This is a genomic window from Klebsiella sp. CN_Kp113 (assembly GCF_040064585.1).
GTDB classification, from domain to species: Bacteria; Pseudomonadota; Gammaproteobacteria; order Enterobacterales; family Enterobacteriaceae; genus Klebsiella; species Klebsiella michiganensis.
Window position 1 is genome coordinate 57,579 of sequence record NZ_JBEAID010000034.1, and the last position, 22,278, is coordinate 79,856.

Annotated in this window: 24 protein-coding genes and 1 riboswitch; of the genes, 12 read left to right on the plus strand and 12 right to left on the minus strand. The window is 55.6% G+C overall.

Annotated features, from left to right (window positions below; translation table 11 throughout):
- Positions 1-8 precede the first annotated feature (8 nt).
- The 3 genes from ABLV30_RS22145 to mntP all read left to right on the plus strand — a co-directional run bounded on the left by ABLV30_RS22145 (position 9) and on the right by mntP (position 2,363).
- Positions 9-860, plus strand: a complete 852-nt coding sequence (locus ABLV30_RS22145; RefSeq protein ID WP_004103307.1) for a PTS mannose transporter subunit IID — start codon at positions 9-11, stop codon at positions 858-860.
- Between the two features lie 53 nt (positions 861-913).
- Positions 914-1,372: a DUF986 family protein gene (locus ABLV30_RS22150; RefSeq protein WP_004852044.1), complete on the plus strand. Its 459-nt coding sequence runs from the start codon at positions 914-916 to the stop codon at positions 1,370-1,372.
- Positions 1,373-1,570: 198 nt separating this feature from the next.
- Positions 1,571-1,725: riboswitch (yybP-ykoY riboswitch) on the plus strand.
- Between the two features lie 71 nt (positions 1,726-1,796).
- The gene (gene mntP, locus ABLV30_RS22155) at positions 1,797-2,363 is read left to right on the plus strand and encodes a manganese efflux pump MntP (RefSeq protein ID WP_014229818.1); all 567 of its coding nucleotides are present in this window, start codon (positions 1,797-1,799) and stop codon (positions 2,361-2,363) included.
- Between the two features lie 3 nt (positions 2,364-2,366).
- Here the strand turns inward: mntP and rlmA are convergent, their stop codons facing one another.
- The 6 genes from rlmA to mgrB form a co-directional block, all read right to left on the minus strand.
- Positions 2,367-3,161, minus strand: coding sequence for a 23S rRNA (guanine(745)-N(1))-methyltransferase (rlmA, locus tag ABLV30_RS22160; RefSeq protein ID WP_014838813.1), 795 nt, complete (start codon positions 3,159-3,161; stop codon positions 2,367-2,369).
- 60 nt (positions 3,162-3,221) lie between these two features.
- Entirely contained in the window at positions 3,222-4,967 is a 1,746-nt protein-coding gene (gene ftsI / locus ABLV30_RS22165; protein WP_047723571.1) for a peptidoglycan glycosyltransferase FtsI, read from the minus strand.
- Between the two features lie 189 nt (positions 4,968-5,156).
- Positions 5,157-5,366 carry a transcription antiterminator/RNA stability regulator CspE gene (gene cspE, locus ABLV30_RS22170; RefSeq protein WP_001062678.1) on the minus strand — a complete coding sequence of 70 codons (210 nt, stop codon included), beginning with the start codon at positions 5,364-5,366 and terminating at the stop codon, positions 5,157-5,159.
- Between the two features lie 41 nt (positions 5,367-5,407).
- A complete protein-coding gene (locus ABLV30_RS22175; RefSeq protein WP_004134862.1) occupies positions 5,408-5,524 on the minus strand; it encodes a DUF2627 domain-containing protein in 117 nt (38 codons plus the stop codon).
- A 610-nt stretch (positions 5,525-6,134) separates the two neighbouring features.
- Positions 6,135-6,425 (minus strand): YebO family protein, encoded by a 291-nt coding sequence (locus ABLV30_RS22180; protein ID WP_004103312.1) that lies wholly within the window; start codon positions 6,423-6,425, stop codon positions 6,135-6,137.
- Positions 6,426-6,499: 74 nt separating this feature from the next.
- Positions 6,500-6,643, minus strand: a complete 144-nt coding sequence (mgrB, locus tag ABLV30_RS22185; RefSeq protein WP_002911375.1) for a PhoP/PhoQ regulator MgrB — start codon at positions 6,641-6,643, stop codon at positions 6,500-6,502.
- 159 nt (positions 6,644-6,802) lie between these two features.
- On the opposite strand from mgrB, the gene ABLV30_RS22190 reads away from it, so the two are divergent.
- Entirely contained in the window at positions 6,803-7,042 is a 240-nt protein-coding gene (locus ABLV30_RS22190) for a YobH family protein (RefSeq protein WP_004122000.1), read from the plus strand.
- Between the two features lie 44 nt (positions 7,043-7,086).
- Here the strand turns inward: ABLV30_RS22190 and kdgR are convergent, their stop codons facing one another.
- A complete protein-coding gene (gene kdgR, locus ABLV30_RS22195; protein WP_004103314.1) occupies positions 7,087-7,878 on the minus strand; it encodes a DNA-binding transcriptional regulator KdgR in 792 nt (263 codons plus the stop codon).
- Positions 7,879-8,055: 177 nt separating this feature from the next.
- Here kdgR and ABLV30_RS22200 point away from each other — a divergent pair, with 177 nt between their 5' ends.
- Positions 8,056-9,429, plus strand: coding sequence for an MFS transporter (locus ABLV30_RS22200; RefSeq protein ID WP_048261011.1), 1,374 nt, complete (start codon positions 8,056-8,058; stop codon positions 9,427-9,429).
- Positions 9,430-9,501: 72 nt separating this feature from the next.
- Here the strand turns inward: ABLV30_RS22200 and htpX are convergent, their stop codons facing one another.
- The 4 genes from htpX to ABLV30_RS22220 all read right to left on the minus strand — a co-directional run bounded on the left by htpX (position 9,502) and on the right by ABLV30_RS22220 (position 13,967).
- Entirely contained in the window at positions 9,502-10,383 is an 882-nt protein-coding gene (gene htpX, locus ABLV30_RS22205) for a protease HtpX (RefSeq protein ID WP_014229823.1), read from the minus strand.
- 237 nt (positions 10,384-10,620) lie between these two features.
- The gene (gene prc, locus ABLV30_RS22210; protein ID WP_265800157.1) at positions 10,621-12,669 is read right to left on the minus strand and encodes a carboxy terminal-processing peptidase; all 2,049 of its coding nucleotides are present in this window, start codon (positions 12,667-12,669) and stop codon (positions 10,621-10,623) included.
- Positions 12,670-12,688: 19 nt separating this feature from the next.
- Positions 12,689-13,372, minus strand: coding sequence for an RNA chaperone ProQ (proQ, locus tag ABLV30_RS22215; protein WP_004852059.1), 684 nt, complete (start codon positions 13,370-13,372; stop codon positions 12,689-12,691).
- Positions 13,373-13,469: 97 nt separating this feature from the next.
- The gene (locus ABLV30_RS22220; protein WP_025106141.1) at positions 13,470-13,967 is read right to left on the minus strand and encodes a GAF domain-containing protein; all 498 of its coding nucleotides are present in this window, start codon (positions 13,965-13,967) and stop codon (positions 13,470-13,472) included.
- A 132-nt stretch (positions 13,968-14,099) separates the two neighbouring features.
- On the opposite strand from ABLV30_RS22220, the gene yebS reads away from it, so the two are divergent.
- From yebS to ABLV30_RS22245, 5 genes are all read left to right on the plus strand, one after another.
- Positions 14,100-15,383, plus strand: a complete 1,284-nt coding sequence (gene yebS, locus ABLV30_RS22225; RefSeq protein ID WP_025106140.1) for a membrane integrity lipid transport subunit YebS — start codon at positions 14,100-14,102, stop codon at positions 15,381-15,383.
- Positions 15,352-17,985, plus strand: coding sequence for a PqiB family protein (locus tag ABLV30_RS22230; protein ID WP_025106139.1), 2,634 nt, complete (start codon positions 15,352-15,354; stop codon positions 17,983-17,985). The genes yebS and ABLV30_RS22230 overlap by 32 nt, the downstream gene beginning before the upstream one ends.
- 78 nt (positions 17,986-18,063) lie before the next feature.
- Positions 18,064-19,497 (plus strand): 16S rRNA (cytosine(1407)-C(5))-methyltransferase RsmF, encoded by a 1,434-nt coding sequence (rsmF, locus tag ABLV30_RS22235; RefSeq protein ID WP_265800160.1) that lies wholly within the window; start codon positions 18,064-18,066, stop codon positions 19,495-19,497.
- A gap of 115 nt (positions 19,498-19,612) precedes the next feature.
- A complete protein-coding gene (locus ABLV30_RS22240; protein ID WP_004852069.1) occupies positions 19,613-19,852 on the plus strand; it encodes a YebV family protein in 240 nt (79 codons plus the stop codon).
- 97 nt (positions 19,853-19,949) lie between these two features.
- Entirely contained in the window at positions 19,950-20,141 is a 192-nt protein-coding gene (locus ABLV30_RS22245) for a YebW family protein (RefSeq protein WP_004122014.1), read from the plus strand.
- Here ABLV30_RS22245 and pphA read toward each other — a convergent pair.
- A complete protein-coding gene (pphA, locus tag ABLV30_RS22250) occupies positions 20,138-20,791 on the minus strand; it encodes a protein-serine/threonine phosphatase (protein ID WP_025106137.1) in 654 nt (217 codons plus the stop codon). The two genes, ABLV30_RS22245 and pphA, sit on opposite strands and share 4 nt — an antisense overlap.
- A gap of 164 nt (positions 20,792-20,955) precedes the next feature.
- Between pphA and ABLV30_RS22255 the strand changes: the two genes are divergently transcribed.
- Both ABLV30_RS22255 and ABLV30_RS22260 read left to right on the plus strand, forming a co-directional pair.
- Positions 20,956-21,900 carry a VirK/YbjX family protein gene (locus tag ABLV30_RS22255; protein WP_004852075.1) on the plus strand — a complete coding sequence of 315 codons (945 nt, stop codon included), beginning with the start codon at positions 20,956-20,958 and terminating at the stop codon, positions 21,898-21,900.
- 111 nt (positions 21,901-22,011) lie between these two features.
- Positions 22,012-22,155, plus strand: coding sequence for an Ecr family regulatory small membrane protein (locus ABLV30_RS22260; protein ID WP_185220033.1), 144 nt, complete (start codon positions 22,012-22,014; stop codon positions 22,153-22,155).
- The last annotated feature ends 123 nt before the right edge of the window (positions 22,156-22,278 follow it).

The following is a 22,278-nucleotide window of genomic DNA, read 5'->3' on the forward strand; positions in this document are numbered from 1 at the left end:
TGAGCGAAATGGTTGATATGACTAAAAATACCACCGAGAAAAAACTGACTCAGAGTGATATTCGTGGCGTGTTCATTCGTTCTAACCTGTTCCAGGGTTCATGGAACTTCGAACGTATGCAGGCGCTGGGCTTCTGCTTCTCCATGGTGCCGGCTATTCGTCGCCTGTATCCGGAGAACAACGATGCGCGTAAACAGGCGATTAAGCGTCACCTTGAGTTCTTTAACACCCATCCCTACGTTGCGGCGCCGGTTCTCGGCGTAACGCTGGCGATGGAAGAGCAGCGTGCTAACGGCGCAGAGATCGACGATGGTGCTATCAACGGTATCAAAGTTGGTCTGATGGGCCCGCTGGCCGGCGTGGGCGACCCTATCTTCTGGGGTACCGTTCGTCCGGTGTTCGCCGCGCTGGGCGCAGGTATCGCCATGAGCGGCAGTCTGCTCGGGCCTCTGCTGTTCTTTATCCTGTTTAACGCGGTGCGTCTGCTGACCCGTTATTACGGCGTAGCGTACGGTTACCGTAAAGGTATCGATATCGTTAAAGATATGGGCGGCGGCTTCCTGCAGAAACTGACCGAGGGGGCGTCAATTCTCGGCCTGTTTGTCATGGGGGCATTGGTTAACAAGTGGACGCACGTGAACATCCCGCTGGTGGTTTCCACCATCACCGGTCAGGATGGCCAGACGCGCGTAACCACCGTGCAGACTATCCTTGACCAGCTGATGCCGGGCCTGGTGCCGCTGCTGCTGACCTTCGCCTGTATGTGGCTGCTGCGCAAAAAAGTTAACGCCCTGTGGATCATCGTTGGCTTCTTCGTCATCGGTATCGCGGGCTACGCTGTCGGCCTGCTGGGCCAGTAATCTACACGCTGTGCGCCGGGGGCTTGCCCCCGGCTTTTTTATTTGGAGGATGGATGACAATCACGGACCTGGTGTTAATCCTGTTTATTCTCGTTCTGCTCGCGTTTGCGATTTACGATCAGTTCATCATGCCGCGCCGCAATGGCCCCGTTTTGCTGGCTATCCCCCTGCTCCGCCGCAATCGCGTCGATGGCATTATCTTCGTCGGCCTCATTGCTATCCTGATTTATAACAATATTGCCAGCCAGGGCGAACTTATCACCACCTGGCTATTATCTGCCCTGGCCTTGATGGGGTTATATCTTTTCTGGATCCGTTCACCCAAAATCATCTTCAAAAAAGAAGGCTTTTTTTTCGCCAATATCTGGATCGAATATAAGCGTATTAAAGAGATGAATTTATCGGAAGATGGCGTGCTGGTTATGCAATTAGAGCAGCGTCGCCTGCTAATTCGCGTACAAAATATCGACGACCTGGAAAAAATATACAAACTTCTCATTTCAACTCAATGAGTTACAAATATAGCCTGCGCTATATTTTGTCATTCCCCGGCGAATGGAATATAGCCGCGGCTATATTCCATTCGTTTAATTCGCCGATATTTATTAACGAATTATTCACTTCTAAATTTAAATGAAAATCGTTATCATTTGGTTAGCAAAATAACCTGACTCTGTTATTGTTTTATATTCTAAAATTATGTTAAGGTTGCGCCCGTCGTTGGGGAGTAGCCAATTTTCTGCCTGCCAGAAAATGTACGTGTCAACATACTCGTTGCAAAACGTGGCACGTACGGGTTGAAGAAGAACGTCTTCAATCAGGCGAGACCATAGACGCATCGCTGCTGTACGCGGCGCCTCATCTTCAGGATGGGCTGCGTATTTTTACTGGGGGCGGCGATGTGTCATATGGATTATCCCCGGTCAGGACGCTCTCATGAATGTATCCGCTACAATTCTTCTTGCCTTCGGCATGTCCATGGACGCCTTCGCGGCCTCTATTGGCAAAGGCGCCACTCTCCATAAACCTAAATTTTCTGAAGCCCTGCGCACGGGTCTTATCTTTGGCGCTATCGAAACGCTCACGCCGCTGGTCGGTTGGGGAATGGGGATGCTTGCCAGCCAGTTTGTTCTTGAGTGGAACCACTGGATTGCCTTTGTGCTGCTGGTGTTTCTCGGCGGTCGAATGGTTATCGAAGGGTTTCGCGGCGGCAACGACGACGACTGCGAAACTCCGCGACGCCACGGTTTCTGGCTGCTGGTGACCACCGCATTCGCTACCAGCCTTGACGCCATGGCCGTCGGCGTTGGCCTGGCGTTTCTGCAGGTCAACATTATCGCCACCGCGCTGGCTATCGGCTGCGCCACGCTGATAATGTCGACGCTCGGTATGATGGTGGGACGTTTTATCGGCCCGCTGCTCGGCAAACGGGCGGAAATCCTCGGCGGTATCGTGCTGATTGGCATCGGCGCCCAGATCCTCTGGAGCCATTTCGCCGGCTGATCCTCAGGCGTCGCGCTGCCAGCAGTGAATGGCAAAATCGGTCTGGCAGTCAAATCCCACCTGTTGACGCAGCGCTTCCCGAACCGGCGGCTTAGCCCGCCACGCAAACGGCGTCATTTGCAGTAAAGCTTCCGCCTCGCTGCCGTTAAGCTGCATCGGATAGGCCAGCTGCTGCTGGTGACGTAGCGTAAACCCTGCCATCTCTTCCGCGTTCTGCTCGTGCAAACGCACTTCGTCGTATATCAACCCTTTCAGCTCCATCAGGTGACGAGGCCCCGGCGTCGCGGTGATGACCCAGCCGCCGGGGCGGACAACGCGCGCCAGCTCAACGGCATTGCAGGGGGCGTAAATACGTACTATCGCATCCAGGCTTGCATCCTCAAACGGTAAACGCTGGCTGGAGGCGACGCAAAAGTTGACCTGCGGGTACCGTTTTGCCGCCGCGCGGATAGCGGATTTCGACACGTCCAGACCCCAGCTGCGGCTGGCGATGGCGGCAAAAGCGTGCGTGTAGTAGCCTTCCCCGCAGCCGATGTCCAGTAAATCGGTCGGAGCGAAAGTGTGCAGATAAGCGCAGATCGCGTCGCGAAGCGGCTGATAATGACCCGCATCGAGAAACGCCCGCCGGGCCTGCATCATTTCAGCGCTGTCGCCCGGATCGCGGGAGCGCTTAAACTGCACCGGCAGTAAATTGACGTACCCTTCCTTCGCCAGATCGAACTGATGCCGCTGCGGGCAGATAAAGCTATTATCGCGGCGCTCAAGCGGCGCGTGGCAAAGTGGGCAACTGTAAGACATGGCAACTCCGGTGTGCTGAAAGGGCGAAAGTGTAGCGCTATTCGCCCCTCCAGGCCACCGTTACAGCGCAGGCGGCAGCATGCCGTCATGATGCATGACGATCAGGTTTTCAGAACCCTGCGGCATCCCATCTGGCATCACGTTTTCCAGGCGCAGGACATCGCCCATGATCTGGCTGAATACCGGCGCCGACACTGCCCCACCGTAATACGAACCGTTGCTGGGGTCGTTCATCACCACTACCAGCGCAAATTTTGGGTTACTGGCGGGCGCCACCCCTGCGGTGTAGGCCACGTATTTGTCGATATATTTCCCGTCAGGGCCAATTTTCTTGGCGGTACCGGTTTTTACCGCCACCCGATAGTCGCGCACCGCCGCTTTGGTGCCCCCGCCGCCCGGCAAGGCAACGCTCTCCATCATATGTTCGACTTCATGCACAATCTGCTCCGGCATCACTCGGGTGCCCATGACCGGCGGATCGATACGCGTGATCGATAGCGGACGCTCAATACCGTAGCTGCCGATAGTTGCGTAAACGTGCGCCAGCTGGAGCGGCGTGACCATCAGGCCGTAGCCGAAGGCGAATGTCGCCCGGTCCAGCTGTCCCCAGTAGCGACGCTGCGGCATCAGCCCGGCGCTTTCACCGGTTAATCCCAGACCGGTAGAGTCGCCGAAACCGAACGCTTTATAGGTATCGATAAGATGTTGAATCGGCATGGCCAGCGACAAATGTGAAACGCCGGTATCGCTGGATTTTTGCAGAATGCCGGTGAGGGACAGCTCAGGGTAGTAACCGACGTCGCGAATACGATGACCGTCGAGGGTAAACGGATGGGTATCCACCACGCTATCCGGCTGAACAATGCCCTGCTGAAGGGCGGTCATCAGCACCAGCGGCTTAACCGTCGACCCCGGCTCGAAAGTATCGCTAATCGCGCGATTGCGGAAATCATCCAGCTTCGCGTCATCGCGATTGTTAGGGTTGAAATCGGGGTAGCTGGCCATCGACAGGATTTCCCCGGTATCAATTTTAATTAATACCGCCGCCCCTGATTCCGCTTTGTTCCAGCGCACGGCGTTATCCAGCGCGTCCTCGGTCACCGTTTGCAGACGCTCATCGATACTGAGCTGCAAATTGTGGGCCGGGACCGCCGGGACTTCGGTGATATTTTCGATGACGTTGCCGTGCCGGTCTTTGCGCACCAGGCGACGCCCGGGCTGACCGGTTAGCTGGGCATTAAAGCTTTTCTCTACCCCCTCGATTCCTTGATTATCGATATTGGTAAAGCCCAGCAGATTAGCCGCAACGTGCCCCGCGGGATAAAAACGACGCGACTCATCGCGCAGATTAATCCCCGGCAGGTGCAGCTTGTCGATCCACTCCGCCTGCTCCGGGTTTATCTGGCGCGCCAGATAGAGAAAACGCGCATGAGGATGCGCCTGCACGCGATGGGCAAGCTCGCTAAGGTTGAGGTGTAAAGCTTGCGCCATCGCCTGCCAGCGCGGGCCATATCCGACGCCGCCTTTTGCGAGAGTTGTTTGCGGATCGATCCAGATGGCGCTCACCGGCACGCTAACCGCCAGCGGGCGGCCCTCGCGATCGCTAATCATGCCGCGCTGCACGTCGATAGGCTCTTCGCGCAAGGAGCGCATATCTTCTTGTTTAACCAAATTGTCGGGAGAGACAATTTGCAGCCAGCCTACCCGGGCCAGCAGCAGACCCATACAGCAAAGAATAGCCACGCATAACAACCCAAACCGCAGAGGGGTAAAGTTGGCGGCTGACTTAAGTTTGTTCTTTTGCACCTTAGCTCCATCATTATTTTGCAACCACCTGATTTAACAGATATATACAAAACAGGTTGCTAAACAGTGCTAATAAGGATGTTGTTTTGCAACAAAGCGCAACAGAGGGAGGAAAAATGACATGATTTGCAATAAAGACTAAAAAGCCCCGCGGCTGCGAGGCTTTCTTACAAGATTCAGTGGTCTAAATCAGATAGCAGTTACGTTAACTGCAGCTGGACCTTTCTGGCCGTCCTGAATTTCGAACTCAACGTTCTGGCCTTCAGCCAGAGTTTTGAAGCCGTTACCCTGGATAGCGGAGAAGTGTACGAACACATCTTTGCTGCCATCAGCCGGAGTAATGAAGCCAAAACCTTTAGACTCGTTGAACCACTTAACTTGACCTTTAATCTTTGCCATTTGCAAAATTCCTTAGACTGTTTTCTTCGCCCGTGGGGCACTTACATAGATAAAACTGACACATGACTGCATGAGGCACTAATATAAGGTTCGGCAGAGAAGCGGTATTCAACGACAACGTGTTTACTCAGGACTTCTTTACTGAAAATGCCACACATAAACAGAACTGTACCTCGTTTAACCCGAAACGTGTTATCACATACTACGTAAATAATGGCAAGCCATTTTTAGACGGCTCTCGATCGCTCGCACAAATTATAAGGGAATCATTTGATCACCTGCACATTTATGCGACTTTGCTTCCTCTGGCTTATCCTTCTCCCTCCGCGCTGGCGCCGCTGAGACGGCCCCCTGCCTGGGAGTTTATCCGCCATTGCTCAATGACTTCAGCTTGCCGGGCCCCGCGTAGAGCCAAGCTGCCAATTTTAGGGGGAGTCAGAAAGCATTGCATAAAGATGCATTTAAAAGCTCATATCGATAGTTGAAAAATTGCTTTACAGGCCCATGGCATAATATCGAAGCGCGTTAATTGAAGTACTTAAAATATTGTCTATACTTCATCGCAATAATGAACGCCTGATGACAGTCGGGTCTTTCCTGTTCTTTTATTTGATGAATTAAACAAACTAATTAAAGAGAGCATAAACGCGCCGCCTCCGCTTGCCGGTGGGCAGGTTTACGTTCGGAAGAGAATTTATCGATAAGGATACGTTATACACCGGGGGAGATACAGGCGCACACCGTCACGATGTACACCTGACAATCAGATTAGCGCTCTGCGACCAGACGAATGAAGTCGTCGTCGCCTTTCCCCTTCTCGGCGATGGAAGGTTCTGCGGCACTCTCCTTCTCTGGCTCATTGGCCTCGCAGAGACGGCGCAGCAGCGCGTTTTGCCGCTTTTGCTGATCCAGCAGCGCCTGCAGCAGCGCTATCTGCTCATTAGCGCGCGAGCTGGCGCGATTAACAAAAAACCATAACAACAGGCCGACAAGCAACAGCACAACTGAAAGCGCCACGGATGCCAGGCTTACAATCCCAGGATTTAGTAACTCACTCATTTCACCACCTCAAAGAGAAGGCGTTTATTCTACCACCCGCGCGGCAGAAGAAAATCAGTCATATTAAAAATGTCTTACCAGGGAATAAATTTATTGATAGTGCAGATGCCGCTGAAGAACTGTACATCCTGATCGCACATTACGTTAAGCATCTGAGTCCATAGCAGTAAACAACCTGCGATGATGACTATCAGCAAAACCCAGCGTAATTTTTTCACTCCACACTCCGCATCAGTACCAGATGTCGCCAGGATAACATGACCTTCTTAAACCGCGGCTAACTGTAATACGAAAGGCAAGTTTAGGAATCATAGACTTGTTTCAAACGATGTTCATGCCAGAATGGACGCAAGGATAATACAAATAATGAGGCAACAATGCGATTGATCATTCGTACCATTGTGGTGCTGGCTATCTTGTGGATTGGCGTATTATTAAGCGGCTACGGCGTATTAATGGGCAGCAGTGAGAATGCCGGGGGGCTGGGATTGCAGTGTAAATATCTCACGGCTCGCGGCATCAGTACCGCACAATATGTTCATTCCAGCAGCGGTATTATCGGCATTACCGATTGCCCTATCCTGCGAAAAAGCGCCACGGTTGTTGATAACGGCTAGTCACGATCGGGCTACAGACGCTGTAGCCCGATTTACGCACAAGGTCAGAACGGATAATCGTTGTAGCCCATCTGTTCTGAAATTTTACGCGCCGCCGTGTGCAGCATCGCCACGTACTCGTTCAGGCGCTCTTCCGAGAAACGCAGCGTCGGGAAAGAGATACTCAGGCCCGCGATAACCACGCCGAAGCGGTCGAAAACCGGAACCCCGATGCAGCGCAGTCCCTCTTCCTGCTCTTCGTTATCTTCGCCATACCCCTGCTCGCGGACCTTATCGAGAACCGCCAGCAGCTCTTCGGTGCTGGTGATAGTTCGGTCGGTGCTGCGTTTGTACTCCACCCCTTCCAGAATCTGCTCAACCTCGGCACGATCGCGCCAGGCCAGCAGCACTTTACCGATCGCGGTGCTGTACAGCGGGTTACGACGCCCGATGCGCGAATACATGCGCAAATTGTACATTGAGTCGATTTTGTGGATGTAAACAATGCTGTCTTCATCCAGGGCGCCCAGGTGGACGGTCTCTTTCGTCAGGCGTGAAAGCTCGCGCATCTGAATATCAGCGCTGCGCACCAAATCAACGTTCTGCAAAGCCCGCGCGCCAAGTTCGAAGAGTTTCAGGGTCAGAGAATATTTCTCGGACTCACCTTCCTGAGCTACGTATCCCAGCGATTTCATGGTCTGCAAAAAGCGATAAACGGTGCTTTTTGACATCATGACGCGCTGGGACAGTTCGGTAATGCCAATTTCACGCTCTTCGCCAAGCGCCTGCAGAATGCCAAAAACCTTCAATACCGAAGAGACAGAATCTGGCTGTTTATCCAAATCTGCAACTGCCATTTATCACCTCATCGCAACTGTTTTATAAAAATTAGAACCGGTTTTTATTATAAATTCGCATCCCGTTACCCGCAATCGTTCTTCTGCCGATTCGTTACAAATCTGCGACATGCCGCTGAATAATCAATGCTAAAATTATTAACCAGTTAATAGTTCCCGATAAGATACAGACTTCACATGGATAAAAACATCTCCGATGGGCTGCCTTTACCGCAGCGTTACGGCGCCATTCTGACCATTGTATTAGGCCTGGCGATGGCGGTGCTGGACGGCGCTATCGCCAACGTCGCCCTGCCGACCATCGCCAGCGATTTAAACGCATCCCCGGCCTCTTCAATCTGGATAGTTAATGCCTACCAAATTGCTATCGTTATCGCGCTGCTGCCGCTCTCTTTCCTCGGCGATATGGTCGGCTACCGGCGTATTTATAAAATCGGCCTGGTGCTTTTTACCTTTACCTCACTGGCCTGCGCGCTCTCCAGAAGCCTCGAAATGCTGACCCTGGCGCGCGTTGCGCAGGGGCTCGGCGGCGCGGCGCTGATGAGCGTTAACACCGCGCTGATTCGCCTGATTTATCCTCAGCGCTTTCTCGGCCGCGGGATGGGGATCAACTCTTTCGTGGTGGCCGTCTCCTCCGCAGCGGGGCCGACCATCGCCGCCGCGATTCTCTCAATGGCTTCATGGCAATGGCTGTTTCTGATTAACGTTCCGCTGGGGATTATTTCACTGCTTCTCGCGATGCGCTATCTGCCTGCTAACACCGGCCGCAGCAAGGTCACCCGCTTCGACCTGCCGAGCGCCATCATGAATGCCCTCACTTTTGGCTTACTGATTACCGCCCTCGGCGGGTTCGCTCAGGGTCAGTCAGGCGCGCTGGTTGCGGCGGAGGTTATGGCCATGCTGGTCGTCGGGTTCTTTTTTGTCCGCCGCCAGCTCAAAATGCCGGTCCCCCTGCTGCCGGTTGACCTGCTGCGCATTCCGCTATTCTCTCTGTCAATTTGTACGTCGATATGCTCTTTTTGCGCCCAGATGCTGGCGATGGTTTCGCTGCCGTTCTTCCTGCAGTCAATGATGGGGCGTAGCGAGGTGGAAACCGGTCTGCTCCTGACGCCGTGGCCGCTGGCCACTATGGTCATGGCGCCGCTGGCGGGATATTTGATTGAGAAAGTTCACGCCGGGCTGCTGGGCGCGATGGGTCTAATCATCATGGCCTGCGGCCTGTTCGGCCTGGCTTTACTGCCCTCCGCGCCGTCGGACCTGGATATTATCTGGCGAATGGCGCTCTGCGGCGCGGGCTTTGGCCTGTTCCAGTCCCCCAACAATCACACCATCGTCTCGTCAGCGCCGGCTCATCGCAGCGGCGGCGCAAGCGGCATGCTGGGGACCGCGCGCCTGCTTGGACAGAGCACTGGCGCCGCGCTGGTGGCGCTGCTGTTTAACCTGCTGGGCAATAGCGGAACCCACACCGCCCTTTTGCTGGCCGGAACGTTTGCCGTCGTCGCGGCCGCGGTCAGCGGGCTACGCGTCACGCAGCCGCGCGTCAGGCTGTAACGCAAAAACCGGCATAAAAAAATCCGCAGCCCGAAGGTTGCGGATTTTTGTTTTCAGGGCCAGGCGCGACGGTTATTTCAGGTATTCGCCGCTGCGCAGGGCTTCAATACGTTTATCCAGCGGCGGGTGAGTCATAAACAGCTCGCTCATGGATTTCGCTTTGCCGTTAATGCAGAACGCCATCATGCTGCTGGCCTCCTGCGGCTCATAGCTGGTTTTCAGCCGCTGCAGCGCGGCGATCATTTTCTCACGCCCTACCAGCTTCGCTGAACCGGCGTCCGCATGGAACTCGCGGTAGCGGGAGAACCACATGGTGATGATGCTGGCCAGAATACCAAATACCAGCTCCAGCACCGTGGCGACCGCAAAGTAGATCAGCGGGTTGCCGTTGCTGCTTTCACCTTCATCGCGGTTGCCGCCGAGGAAGCCCGCCGCAATCTGCGCGATAACGCGCGAGATAAAGATAACGAAGGTGTTCACTACCCCCTGGATCAGCGTCATGGTGACCATATCACCGTTGGCGATGTGGCTAATCTCATGGGCGATAACCGCTTCCGCTTCATCACGGCTCATGTTCTGCAGCAGCCCGGTACTGACCGCCACCAGCGACGCATCGCGGCGCGCGCCGGTCGCGAAGGCGTTAATATCCGGCGCATGGTAGATAGCGACCTGCGGCATAGCGATACCCGCCTGGCGCGCCTGCTGCGCGACGGTATTCATCAGCCAGCGCTCGGTTTCGTTACGCGGCTGCTCAATGACTTCCCCACCCACCGATTTCAGCGCCATCCATTTCGACATCAGCAGCGAAACGATTGAGCCGCCGAAACCAAACAACAGGGCCATGATCAGCAGCCCGGTCATGCTGCTTGACTGAATTCCCGTCAGGCTCAGCACCAGCCCGAACACCACCATCACTGCCAGGTTGGTCAGCAGGAAAAGCGCGATTCGCATCATAATTTTCTTTTAACCTCGATTTAACAAAACGCACTATGCGATTACCCACATGGTATGGGTAGAACGCCAATTTTCAACCATCAGGCCCCGCTAAGTCACGAGAAAGACACAACTTTACATTTTGTAGCATATTGCTGACGCTGGGCAAAAGCGTTGACATTTTGTTGAAATCAGGCAATGAACGTTGGGAAAGGCGAGAAAGAAAAACGGGCACAACTTAGTGTGCCCGTTGGGGGATTATTTACTGGCCGGAGGCTCTACCGCAGGCCGATCCTTTTCCTCATGGGCCAGGTCGAGCGCAATATGAACCGTTTCATCAAGATACGGGTCAGGCTCCAGGTAATCCTTCGGCAGATCTTCCAGTTTTTTCAGTAGCGGCTTGCCTTCGCGTTTCAGGCGATCGTTAACGCGGGCCAGACGAATCGCATCATCTTCTTCATTCTCCTTTTCACGCTGCGCGTAATTCAGGGAGACGATGTTGCGTTTGTCTTTCATCGCGTTATAGCGAGCAATGTCCTTCATGATGTACTGGAACTCAGGATCCTTGGCGATACGCGCATCGTGGCGCTTCAGCAGCTCGGGTCCGAACGGCGTCAGGTCACCATACTTCACGAAGGTTGCCGCATTGACGCTATCCCACGGCAGCGCGTTATCTTCATACTGCTCGCCGGTTTCACGCTCTTCGGTTCCGGTCGGCATCATGATGTCCGGCGTCACACCCTTGCGCTGAGTACTCCCGCCGTTAATACGGTAGAATTTCTGGATGGTGTACTGTACGGACCCCAGCGCCGGCCAGTCAGGGCGCAGCATCTGATCGTAAATGCGGTTCAGCGAACGATACTGCTGGACGGTCCCCTTGCCAAAGGTCGGCTCACCGACGATCAGCGCGCGGCCATAATCCTGCATCGCGGCGGCGAAAATTTCAGAAGCCGAGGCGCTGAAACGGTCGACCAGCACCACCAGCGGGCCTTTGTAGTACACCACGCCGTCGGTATCGCTGTCTTCACGCACCTTACCGTTATTATCGCGAACCTGGACAACCGGGCCGGATGGAATAAACAGGCCAGAAAGCGAAACCGCTTCGGTCAGCGCCCCGCCGCCGTTGCTGCGCAGATCGATAACGATGCTGCTAACGTTCTGTTTCTCCAGTTTCTGCAGCTGAACCTTGACGTCGTCCGTCAGGCCAACATAGAAACCCGGAATATCCAGCACGCCAACCTTCTCTTTGCCGACGGTTTTGACTGACATCTTAACCGCGCGGTCTTCAAGACGAATGCGTTCGCGCGTAAGGGTCACAATCCGCGTTTTCGCGCCTTTACCCGCCGGGAGAATTTCCAGACGAACCTTGCTGCCCTTGGGACCTTTGATCAGCGCCACGACATCATCAAGACGCCAGCCGATGACATCAACCATGCCTTTACCCGGCTGGCCAACGCCAACGATACGGTCGCCCACGCTGATGGATTTACTCTTCGCCGCAGGACCACCGGCCACCAGTGAGTTGATCACCGTGTAGTCGTCATCCATCTGCAGTACCGCGCCGATACCTTCGAGAGACAGGCTCATTTCGGTGTTGAACTGTTCGGTATTGCGCGGTGAGAGATAGTTCGTATGCGGGTCGATTTCACGCGCAAAGGCGGTCATCGCCAGCGAGAAAACGTCTTCGCTATTGGTTTGCGCCAGACGACGAATGGCAAACTTGTAGCGACGGGTTAGGGTCTCGCGAATCTCTTTATCATCTTTGCCAGCCAGCTTGAGGCTGAGCTGATCAAATTTCACCTTGGCATCCCACAGCGCATTCAGCTCGGCCTCATCTTTCGGCCAGGGAGACTTGCTGCGGTCAAGGTTGAAGTTGTCATTGCCGGTAAAGTCCATCGGACGTTCCAGCACTTTCAATGCATATTGATAACGCTCAAATCGACGCTTCTGCGCCAGGTTATACAGGTCGTAAAAAACGTCCAGCTTCCCGCTGCGCAGTTCATCGCCGATTTGATTCTTTTTCGCGGCAAACTGGGCCACGTCGCTGGCTAACAGCACGTTATGGCTGTAGTCGAGCAGGTTCAGGTAGCGATCGAAAATTTTTGCCGAAAAGGCATTATCAAGATCGAACTGCCGGTAGTGAGAGCGGGTAAAGCGCGATGTGACGCGCTCGCTCACCGTCGCGTGCTGCGGCTCTTCTTTCAGCACGGGGATTTGATCGATCCGGGTGATATCGTCCACGGCGAACGACTGGCCTGCGATTACCAGCAGGCCCGCCAACGCGGTGAGCTTAAAGAATTTGTTCATGCCTGGCCCGGCCTCCGTTTCAGAACACCAGGTGTTCTGCGCGTACAATCATTGACATACCAGAAGTCAGCTGTACACGAACGCCATCTTTGGTGATTTCCAGGACGGTGGCGTCCATTGCATTATTGCCTGCTTTCACCTTCAGTGCCTGGCCAACGGTCAATACAGACACATCTGATACAGGGGTATGACGCTCTTCGCGCGGCGCTTTGGCTGCTGCTGCCGGGCGAGGTTTACGCTGCTCAGCGCCGTCTTTACGACGCGCCTGAGGCTGAGGACGCGGTTTACGCTCGCGACGTGCCCCCTCTTCCGGCTGGCCTGCTGCGGCAGCGGCTTCGCGTTTTTTGGCCTGCTGCGCTTCGCGCTGCGCCTGGACGCGGGCTTTTGCTTCTTCAAGCTGCTGACGGGCATGAGCGACGTGCTGCTCTTCCAGTTCGCCGCACGGGTTGCCGTCAAGGTCAACGCGGACTGCGCCAGGCTTAACGCCGTACAGGTAGCGCCAGCTCGAAGTATAAAGACGCAAAGCAGCGCGAAGTTGGGTTTTGCTGAGATTCATCTCTCCGCCAACGCGCTCAACGAGATCCTGAAAAATACCGACTTTCAGGGGGCGAGCTTCGCCTTCAGCGCTAAAACACTGAGGGAAACGTTCGGCCAGAAACGCAATGACTTCTTTACTGCTATTCAACTTAGGTTGATTTTCCATGAAATTTCCTGATTACAACGGACGTAGCCAACAAGCCGCAGGCATGAACAGGCGTCATTATAATGACGTCATCGGTAAATGCTACGTTATCCGTTGATTATCCTGCGACGCGGGTGAATATTTTTTGATAATCAGTCGCAGAAATGAGTTTTTCCAGATGCGCGACCAGTTCTGCCAGTCCCTGCTCATCTTCAGCGGTGAAGCGGGAATGCGCCGTGCTATCGATATCCAGGACGCCGATAGTTTGATTGTTCACCCGTAACGGGAAGACAATTTCCGAATTACTGGCGGCGTCACAGGCGATGTGCCCATCAAACGCGTGAACATCCTCTACCCGCTGCACGCAATTCTGCGCGACGGCAGTCCCGCATACGCCGCGTCCGACCGGAATCCGCACGCAGGCCAGCTTGCCCTGGAACGGGCCAAGCACCAGCGTGTCACCTTCCAGAAGATAGAAACCGGCCCAGTTCACGTCGGTCAGCCGCTCGAACAGCAGCGCGCTGGTATTTGAAATCATCGCCAGAAAACTGGTTTCGCCTGCCATTAACGCCTGAAAATCGCGGTTCAAATCCGCGTAGAATTCTGATTTATTCATTATTTGGTCGCTTAGTTGTCTTACTACCTTACACTTACAGCCTAATAAAATAAGCTTTAAATGCATTCATGCTCAAGATGAATTCATTCCTGAGTTAAGATAGAGAGATACACTCATTTCTGTAAGCTATAAATGCCACTAAAAACACCCAGGATTACGCCAGCAAAAAAAATGGTCGTCTACTCGGTCAGCGCCCCCGTTGAGCACGCTCACTATCAGCGCTGTCCGCAGTGCGACCTGCTGTTTCGTTTACCGGTCCTAAAAAAGAATCAAAGCGCCTGGTGTCCCCGCTGCAACGCCAAAGTGCGCGATGGCCGCGACTGGTCGCTTACCCGGCTGGGCAGCATGGCAATCGCGATGCTGCTGCTGATGCCTTTTGCCTGGAGCGAACCGCTGCTGCGTTTGCATCTGCTGGGCGTGCGTATCGACGCTAACGTCCTTCAGGGCATCTGGCAAATGACCGGCCAGGGCGATCCGCTCACGGCGGCGATGGTGCTATTTTGCGCGGTCGTGGCGCCGGTGCTGCTGGTGGTCTCAATCGCCTATCTGTGGCTGGGCAACGTGCTGGGCATGAATCTGCGCCCGATACTGCTGATGCTGGAGCGGCTCAAAGAGTGGGTGATGCTGGATATTTACCTGGTCGGCATCGGCGTCGCCTCCATTAAGGTGCAGGATTACGCCTTCCTGCAGCCGGGCATCGGGCTTATCGCCTATATCTCCCTCACCCTGCTCAGTATCCTGACGCTTATCCATATGAACGTGGAGGAGCTCTGGGAGCGTTTTTACCCCCAGCGCCCGGCGCTGCGGCCGGATGAAAACCTGCAGGTTTGCCTCGGCTGCCATTATACCGGCCATCGCGATTCGCGCGGCCGCTGCCGTCGCTGCCACACTCCCCTGCGCCACAGACGCCGCCAGAGCCTGCAAAAGAGCTGGGCTGCGCTGATTGCGTCAATGGTTTTCCTGCTGCCTGCCAACCTGCTGCCGATCTCGATTATCTACGTCAACGGCGCGCGTCAGGATGACACCATCCTTTCCGGCATTATGTCGCTAGCCAGCAGCAACGTCGCTATCGCCGGCGTCGTGTTCATCGCCAGTATTCTGGTCCCATTCACCAAAGTAATTGTATTGTTTACGCTGCTGGTCAGCATACAATTCAAGTGTGAACAGGGATTACGTACCCGCATCCTGCTACTGCGGCTGATTACCTGGATCGGCCGCTGGTCTATGTTGGATCTTTTTGTCATCGCATTAACCATGTCGCTGATCAACCGCGATCAGCTCCTCGCGTTTACGATGGGGCCCGCCGCGGTCTATTTTGGCGCCGCGGTAATATTAACTATCCTTGCTGTTGAATGGCTGGACAGCCGCTTACTTTGGGACGCACATGAGTCAGGAAACGCCCGCTTCGCCGACTGAAGCCAAAATTAAAACTAAACGCCGTATCTCGCCATTTTGGCTGCTGCCGGTCATCGCGCTGCTGATTGCCGGCTGGCTGATATGGACCAGCTACCAGGATCGCGGTACGACGATCGTTATCGACTTCCAGTCCGCTAACGGTATCGTTCCTGGCCGCACGCCTATCCGCTATCAGGGGGTAGAAGTCGGTACGGTGGAGAACATCTCGCTGAGTAAAGATCTGAGCAAAATTGAGGTTTCCGCCAGCGTCAAGGGCGATATGAAAGATGCGCTGCGCAAGGAGACGCAGTTCTGGCTGGTAACGCCGAAGGCTTCTCTCGCCGGCGTGTCAGGCCTGGATGCGCTGGTGGGCGGTAACTATATCGGCATGATGCCCGGCCAGGGCGAGCCCGAGGATCACTTTGTCGCCCTCGATACCCAGCCGAAGTACCACATCAATAACGGCGAGCTGATGATTCATCTCAAGTCAGCGGATTTGGGTTCGTTAACCAGCGGCTCGCTGGTCTACTTCCGCAAAATTCCGGTCGGCCGGGTATATGACTACGCCATTAATCCGAACAATCAGGGCGTCACCATTGATGTGCTGATCGAGCGGCGTTTCACCAACCTGGTGAAAAAAGAGAGCCGTTTCTGGAACGTATCCGGCGTGAAGGCGGACGTCAGCCTGAGCGGAGCGAAAGTCCAGCTGGACAGCCTCTCGGCGCTGGTGAACGGCGCTATCGCCTTTGATTCCCCGGATGATTCTCCACAGGCTCAGCAAAACACGGACTATCACTTATACGAAGACCTGGCGCACAGCCAGCGCGGCGTGGTGGTTAAACTGGATCTCCCGGATGGCGCAGGCTTAAAAGCGGGCTCTACGCCGCTGATGTACCAGGGCCTGGAGGTCGGCCAGCTCAGTAAGCTGAATCTCAATGGCGACGGGAAAGTGACCGGCGAAATGACCGTCGACCCGAGCGTCGTCAGCCTGCTGCGCGAGAAGACGCTGATTCAGATGAAGAAGCCGAAAATCTCGCTGGATAACCCCAGCGTCAGCGCCCTGCTGACCGGCACCACCTTCGAGCTGGTCCCCGGCGAGGGTGAACCCCGCAACCAGTTTGCGGTGCTGCCTGCCGATAAATCCATTCTGGAAGAACCGGATGTCGCGACCGTCACGCTCACCGCGCCGGAAAGCTACGGCATCGACGCCGGGCAGCCGCTGATTCTGCACGGCGTGCAGATTGGCCAGGTTCTGGAGCGCAAGCTGAACGCCGATGGCGTCACGTTCCAGGTGGCGGTGATGCCGGAGTACCGTTCTCTGGTACGCGGCGATAGCAAATTCGTGGTCAACAGCCGCATCGACGTTAAAGTCGGCATCGATGGCGTGGAGTTCCTCGGGGCCAGCGCCAGCGAATGGGTCAGCGGCGGGATCCGCGTTATCCCGGGCGACAAAGGGGCGATGCAAAGCCGCTATCCGCTGTACGCGAACCAGGAAAAGGCGCTGGAAAACAGTATGAGCGATCTGCCGACCACCACGCTTACGCTCTCAGCCGAGACGCTGCCGGACGTGCAGGCAGGCTCCGTGGTGCTGTACCGTAAATTTGCGGTCGGGGAAATCATCACCGTGCAGCCGCGCAAGAACGCCTTTGAGATCAATATCCATATCAAGCCGGAATATCGCCATCTGCTGACCAGCAACAGCGTGTTCTGGGCCGAAGGCGGCGCGAAAGTGCAGCTTAACGGCAGCGGCCTGACGGTGCAGGCATCCCCGCTCTCCCGCGCGCTGAAGGGCGCGATTAGCTTTGATAACCTCAGCGGCGCCAGCGCCAGCGCGCGGATCGATAACAAACGCGTGCTGTATGCGTCAGAAACCGCCGCCCGCGCGGTGGGTGGGCAGATAACCCTGCACGCCTTCGACGCCGGTAAAATCGCCGAAGGGATGCCAATTCGCTACCTGGGGATTGATATTGGCCAGATCCAGTCGCTGAATTTAATTACTGCGAAAAACGAAGTGCAGGCGAAAGCGGTTCTCTACCCGGAATACGTCAATACTTTTGCCCGCGCCGGGACGCGTTTCTCGGTGATTACGCCGCAGATATCCGCGGCGGGCGTCGAACATCTGGATACCCTTTTCCAGGCCTATATCAACGTCGAGCCGGGACGCGGTGCGCCGCGCCGTGATTTCGAAATTCAGGAAACCACGATCAGCGATTCACGTTATATCGACGGCCTGAGCATTATCGTCGAAGTACCGGAAGCGGGTTCGCTGGGTATCGGCACGCCGGTGCTGTTCCGCGGGCTCGAAGTCGGCACGGTGACCGGTCTGATGCTCGGTTCGATGTCGGATCGCGTGATGGTACAGCTGCGTATCAGCAAGCGTTATCAGTATCTGGTGCGCAACAACTCGGTGTTCTGGCTGGCTTCCGGCTATAGCCTCGACTTTGGCCTGATTGGCGGGGTGGTGAAAACCGGTACCTTTAATCAGTTCATTCGCGGCGGCATCGCGTTTGCGACGCCTCCGGGTACGCCGCTGGCGCCGAAAGCGCAGGATGGCAAACACTTCCTGCTGCTGGAGAGCGAACCGAAAGAGTGGCGCGAATGGGGCACCGCCCTGCCGCGCTAAGCATAACAGGCTCCGGTGTCCGCCGCCGGAGCCTTTATGGTAAACTACGCCCCCTTTTTTCGTTGTGGTGCGCTCCCCGTGGCTCAAAACGCTGTCTATCTTCCTGAAGAATTCCTCGCTCAAATGCGTGCGGCAATGCCGACGCATCTCTCTTTTGACGACTTTATCGCCGCCTGCCAGCGCCCGCTGCGGCGAAGCATTCGCGTCAATACGCTGAAAATCACGGTGGCTGATTTTTTGCAGCTGGTCGCCCCCTACCGCTGGCAGCTCACGCCGGTTCCGTGGTGCGAAGAGGGTTTCTGGATCGAGCGTGAAGATGAAGACGACCTGCCGCTGGGCAGCACGGCCGAGCACCTTAGCGGGCTGTTTTACATTCAGGAAGCCAGCTCCATGCTGCCGGTCGCCGCGCTGTTTGCCGACGGACAGATGCCGAAGCGGGTGATGGACGTCGCCGCCGCGCCGGGTTCTAAAACCACGCAAATCGCCGCCCGCATGGGTAACGAAGGCGGCATTCTGGCCAATGAATATTCCGCCAGCCGGGTTAAAGTCCTGCACGCCAACATCAGCCGCTGTGGAATCAGCAACGTGGCGCTGACCCATTTCGATGGTCGGGTATTCGGCGCCGCGCTGCCGGAATGCTTTGACGCGATCCTGCTCGACGCCCCCTGCTCCGGCGAAGGGGTAGTACGTAAAGATCCCGATGCGCTGAAAAACTGGTCGCCGGAAAGCAACGCGGAAATTGCGGTGACCCAGCGCGAGCTGATTGACAGCGCGTTTCACGCCCTTCGCCCCGGCGGGACGCTGGTTTACTCCACCTGTACCCTGAACCGGCAAGAAAACGAAAAGGTGGTCAACGGGCTGCTGGCGCGCTATCCGCAGGCGGTAGAAGTCGTGCCGCTCGGCTCACTGTTCCCGCAGGCCAGCGAAGCCCTCACCGAGGAGGGCTTCCTGCACGTCTTCCCGCAGATTTTTGACTGCGAAGGGTTCTTCGTCGCCCGTTTACGTAAAACCGCAGCCATCGACCCGCTCCCGGCGCCGGGTTATAAAGTGGGGAAATTCCCCTTCACGCCGCTTAAAACCCGCGAATCCGCCGCCGTGATTGCCGCCGCCGCCGCCGTCGGTTTGCAGTGGACCGCCGACCATACGCTCTGGCAGCGCGATAAAGAAATCTGGTTATTCCCACAGGCGCTCGAAACGTTATTCGGCAAAGTGCGCTTTTCCCGCATCGGCATCCGGCTCGCCGAAACCCATAACAAAGGCTACCGCTGGCAGCACGAAGCGGTGATTGCGCTTGCCGCGCCGGCCGCTCCCCTGGCGCTGACGGAAGCCGAGGCGGAAGAGTGGTATCGCGGTCGCGATATCTATCCTGAAACGCTCCCGCAGAAGGATGATGCGATTGTCACCTATCAGGGCGCGCCGATCGGGCTGGCGAAAAAAGTCGGGTCGCGTTTAAAAAATAGCTATCCCCGCGAACTGGTGCGTGACGGTAAGCTTTTTAGCAAAAAAGCGTGATGGCGCGTCGAAAAACAGCATTTTTTCACTGGCGCTTTACGCCCGTTTGTCTACGCTGAAAAATGGCGGCCTTAACTGGTCGTACCACAACTCAGCAGACAAACGGGGTGAATTTATGGCCAAAACTAACGTACGTATCGGCGCGTTTGAGATAGACGACGCCGAACTGCACGGCGAACAGCAGGGAGAGCGAACGTTAAGCATCCCCTGCAAATCCGATCCGGATTTATGCATGCAGCTTGATGCATGGGACGCGGACACCAGCGTACCCGCCATACTTGATGGTGAACATTCCGTCCTCTACCGTAAGCACTACGATCGCCAGTCCGATGCCTGGGTCATGCGCCTCGCCTGACTCAATTGAACCCGTCGCCTGAGACGGGTTATTTATTTCCCCGCTTCTCCGTCATCTCCTACACTTAACGCTATGTTTTTCAGGATATGAGGCTCGGATGTTTGCCTTAGTGCTGTTTATTTGTTACCTGGACGGCGGCTGTGAAGATATCGTTGTCGATGTTTACGATAACGAGCGGCAGTGCACAACGGCCATGGACGATCAGCGGATACGCCACGGCGGCTGCTTTCCGGTAGAAGATTTTATCGATAGTTTCTGGCTTCCCGCCCGAGAATACAGCGATTTTTAGCCTGCCAGCTGTAGCGCCACCAGGGTTAGCTCTCCACCAAACACGGCCCCCGTATCGATATAGTGCTGGTTATCGCTATCGTAGCGTCGTTTCAGCGGCGTATGGCCGAACCAGAAATGGTCAGCGCCGGCAATCGCCCCGTGACGCCCGGCGAGATGGTCAGTGAGACGCTGCCGACGCCACAGCACCTGGTGCTCATCAACAACGCGCTGCCAGCGATAAACCGCGGCGGGGTAATCAGCGTGGGCAATCACGTGCACCTGCTCACCGCTGTGGAGTTCAATAATCAGCGGCAGTCGGCGGCAGCGGGCAATAAGCGCCGTAAGGCGTTGCTTTTGGCTCGCCGCACGCTGCGTATACCAGTCGCCTCCGTTCATCTCCCAGAGCCTCATATCGCCGTCGGCAAGCGCCTCCAGCGCCATCTGTTCATGGTTTCCACGCACCGCGTAAACCCAGCGATAGCGCAGTAAATCCAGACACTCCGCGCTTTGTGGCCCCCGATCGATCAGATCGCCCACCGAAAGAAGCAGATCCTGGTAAGGGTCAAACTTGCGCTCACGAAGGGCCGCCATCAGGCGTGCGAAACAGCCGTGCAGGTCGCCCACCAGCCAGATATTACGCCAGTCGCAACCGTAAATACGCTGATACATATTTCGTCCTCCCCGCATAATTATAGGAAAACCCTGCGGCTTCACCGCCCGTAAATTGGCACCTCAATCGATTTTAAACGAAAGCCAAATATAGTCCGGCCGGGCATTAAGCTCCCCACGATATATCCATAGAATAGAGGCTAAATAACACCGAGGTATTCATCGTGACGGATAACAGCCTGCATTCAGCCAGCGTAGTTGAGCGACGCCCAAATCTCATTGCCGATCTGGTGATGGGCCGGATCACACCCGCCCCCATCTGGCAACAACGTCATTACCGGCTTAAGTTTTTACTGCGCACGGCATTATTTTATGCGCCAACGCGCAGCATGCTGGAGAGCCTGTCGGCGCGTGCGGATTTCAATCAGCTGCTCGCCGCTCAGGTGACGCTGCCGGGCAAAGTCCATCGCCAGTATTTAACCCGCGGGTTAAACGCCAGCCAGCGCGCTCAGGCCATTATCAGCCACTATCAGTTCGTTGATTCCCTGGGCGCCTCGCGCCTCGCCGGGGCCATGACCGCCGCGAAAGATGTGCCGCTGCTTGAGCTGACAGGCAAAGACGACAGCCGGTTTACGCTCTCCGCGTCCTCGGCGGGCAAAGCCGAACGCGAGGGCGAAACGACGCTGTGGCTGCGCGATAGCGATGAGATTGTGCTTGCCAGCGCGACCTTTAGCGTCACCCGCCAGCAGGAGCAATGGCAGTTGACTATCGGCGGCCTGCAGGGGCCACGCAGCACCGTTCCGCACGAAGTGATTAAACGGGCGACCCGCGCCTGTTACGGCCTGTTCCCGAAACGCCTGCTGATGGAATTTATCTGGTTAATGGCGGCGCGTTGCAACATTCATCACATTTACGGGGTCAGCGACAGCGGCCACGTCTTCCGCGCGCTGCGCTATCGGCTGAGTAAAGGGCGCCATTTTCACGCCAGCTATAATGAGTTCTGGCACTCTATCGATGGGGTCGCCGACGGCGCCTGGCGCTGGCGTCTGCCGCTGCAGCTGGAAAGAAAGACGCTTGAGAGCATCGCCAGTAAGAAACGCGCCGAATATCGTCGCCGCTTCCAGCTGCTGGATGATATGGCCGCCCAGATGGCGATACTCATGGATTAGCTCTCCCGCCGCTTCGCCAACGCCGTTTAGCACAACGGCGTTTGCATCTTCAACGGCGCTTTAGTTACTATCATAACTTCGTTGTACTCCTTGCGGACGGCTAGTGAAGTTATGAGCAAAACAGAATTACTCCTGCTGGCTATCCTGTTGATTATTTTGACCACTGCTCTGTGGTTTATTTTTAGTGGACAAATATGGTTTCTGGTGAGCTTTCTGGAAACATGGCTGTACCCCTCTTTTGTGGCGCCAGAATAAATCGTTGCCCATTATTTTCACGCCGTCGTTCGCCCCCTTCGCCTCCCTGACAATAATCCATAGCGCGGTCAGAAGAATAACCGCCAAAAAAGTGAAAAACCGTCTCTTATCTATTATTTCATT

Bases quoted from the DNA above. Each gene is read 5' to 3' on its own strand.
- ABLV30_RS22145 (WP_004103307.1), top strand. From the start codon at position 9: ATGGTTGATATGACTAAAAATACCACCGAGAAAAAACTGACTCAGAGT.
- ABLV30_RS22150 (WP_004852044.1), top strand. From the start codon at position 914: ATGACAATCACGGACCTGGTGTTAATCCTGTTTATTCTCGTTCTGCTC.
- mntP (WP_014229818.1), top strand. From the start codon at position 1,797: ATGAATGTATCCGCTACAATTCTTCTTGCCTTCGGCATGTCCATGGAC.
- rlmA (WP_014838813.1), bottom strand. From the start codon at position 3,161: ATGTCTTACAGTTGCCCACTTTGCCACGCGCCGCTTGAGCGCCGCGAT.
- cspE (WP_001062678.1), bottom strand. From the start codon at position 5,366: ATGGCAAAGATTAAAGGTCAAGTTAAGTGGTTCAACGAGTCTAAAGGT.
- ABLV30_RS22175 (WP_004134862.1), bottom strand. From the start codon at position 5,524: ATGTGTGGCATTTTCAGTAAAGAAGTCCTGAGTAAACACGTTGTCGTT.
- ABLV30_RS22180 (WP_004103312.1), bottom strand. From the start codon at position 6,425: ATGAGTGAGTTACTAAATCCTGGGATTGTAAGCCTGGCATCCGTGGCG.
- ABLV30_RS22190 (WP_004122000.1), top strand. From the start codon at position 6,803: ATGCGATTGATCATTCGTACCATTGTGGTGCTGGCTATCTTGTGGATT.
- kdgR (WP_004103314.1), bottom strand. From the start codon at position 7,878: ATGGCAGTTGCAGATTTGGATAAACAGCCAGATTCTGTCTCTTCGGTA.
- ABLV30_RS22200 (WP_048261011.1), top strand. From the start codon at position 8,056: ATGGATAAAAACATCTCCGATGGGCTGCCTTTACCGCAGCGTTACGGC.
- htpX (WP_014229823.1), bottom strand. From the start codon at position 10,383: ATGATGCGAATCGCGCTTTTCCTGCTGACCAACCTGGCAGTGATGGTG.
- prc (WP_265800157.1), bottom strand. From the start codon at position 12,669: ATGAACAAATTCTTTAAGCTCACCGCGTTGGCGGGCCTGCTGGTAATC.
- proQ (WP_004852059.1), bottom strand. From the start codon at position 13,372: ATGGAAAATCAACCTAAGTTGAATAGCAGTAAAGAAGTCATTGCGTTT.
- ABLV30_RS22220 (WP_025106141.1), bottom strand. From the start codon at position 13,967: ATGAATAAATCAGAATTCTACGCGGATTTGAACCGCGATTTTCAGGCG.
- yebS (WP_025106140.1), top strand. From the start codon at position 14,100: ATGCCACTAAAAACACCCAGGATTACGCCAGCAAAAAAAATGGTCGTC.
- ABLV30_RS22230 (WP_025106139.1), top strand. From the start codon at position 15,352: ATGAGTCAGGAAACGCCCGCTTCGCCGACTGAAGCCAAAATTAAAACT.
- ABLV30_RS22240 (WP_004852069.1), top strand. From the start codon at position 19,613: ATGGCCAAAACTAACGTACGTATCGGCGCGTTTGAGATAGACGACGCC.
- ABLV30_RS22245 (WP_004122014.1), top strand. From the start codon at position 19,950: ATGTTTGCCTTAGTGCTGTTTATTTGTTACCTGGACGGCGGCTGTGAA.
- pphA (WP_025106137.1), bottom strand. From the start codon at position 20,791: ATGTATCAGCGTATTTACGGTTGCGACTGGCGTAATATCTGGCTGGTG.
- ABLV30_RS22260 (WP_185220033.1), top strand. From the start codon at position 22,012: ATGAGCAAAACAGAATTACTCCTGCTGGCTATCCTGTTGATTATTTTG.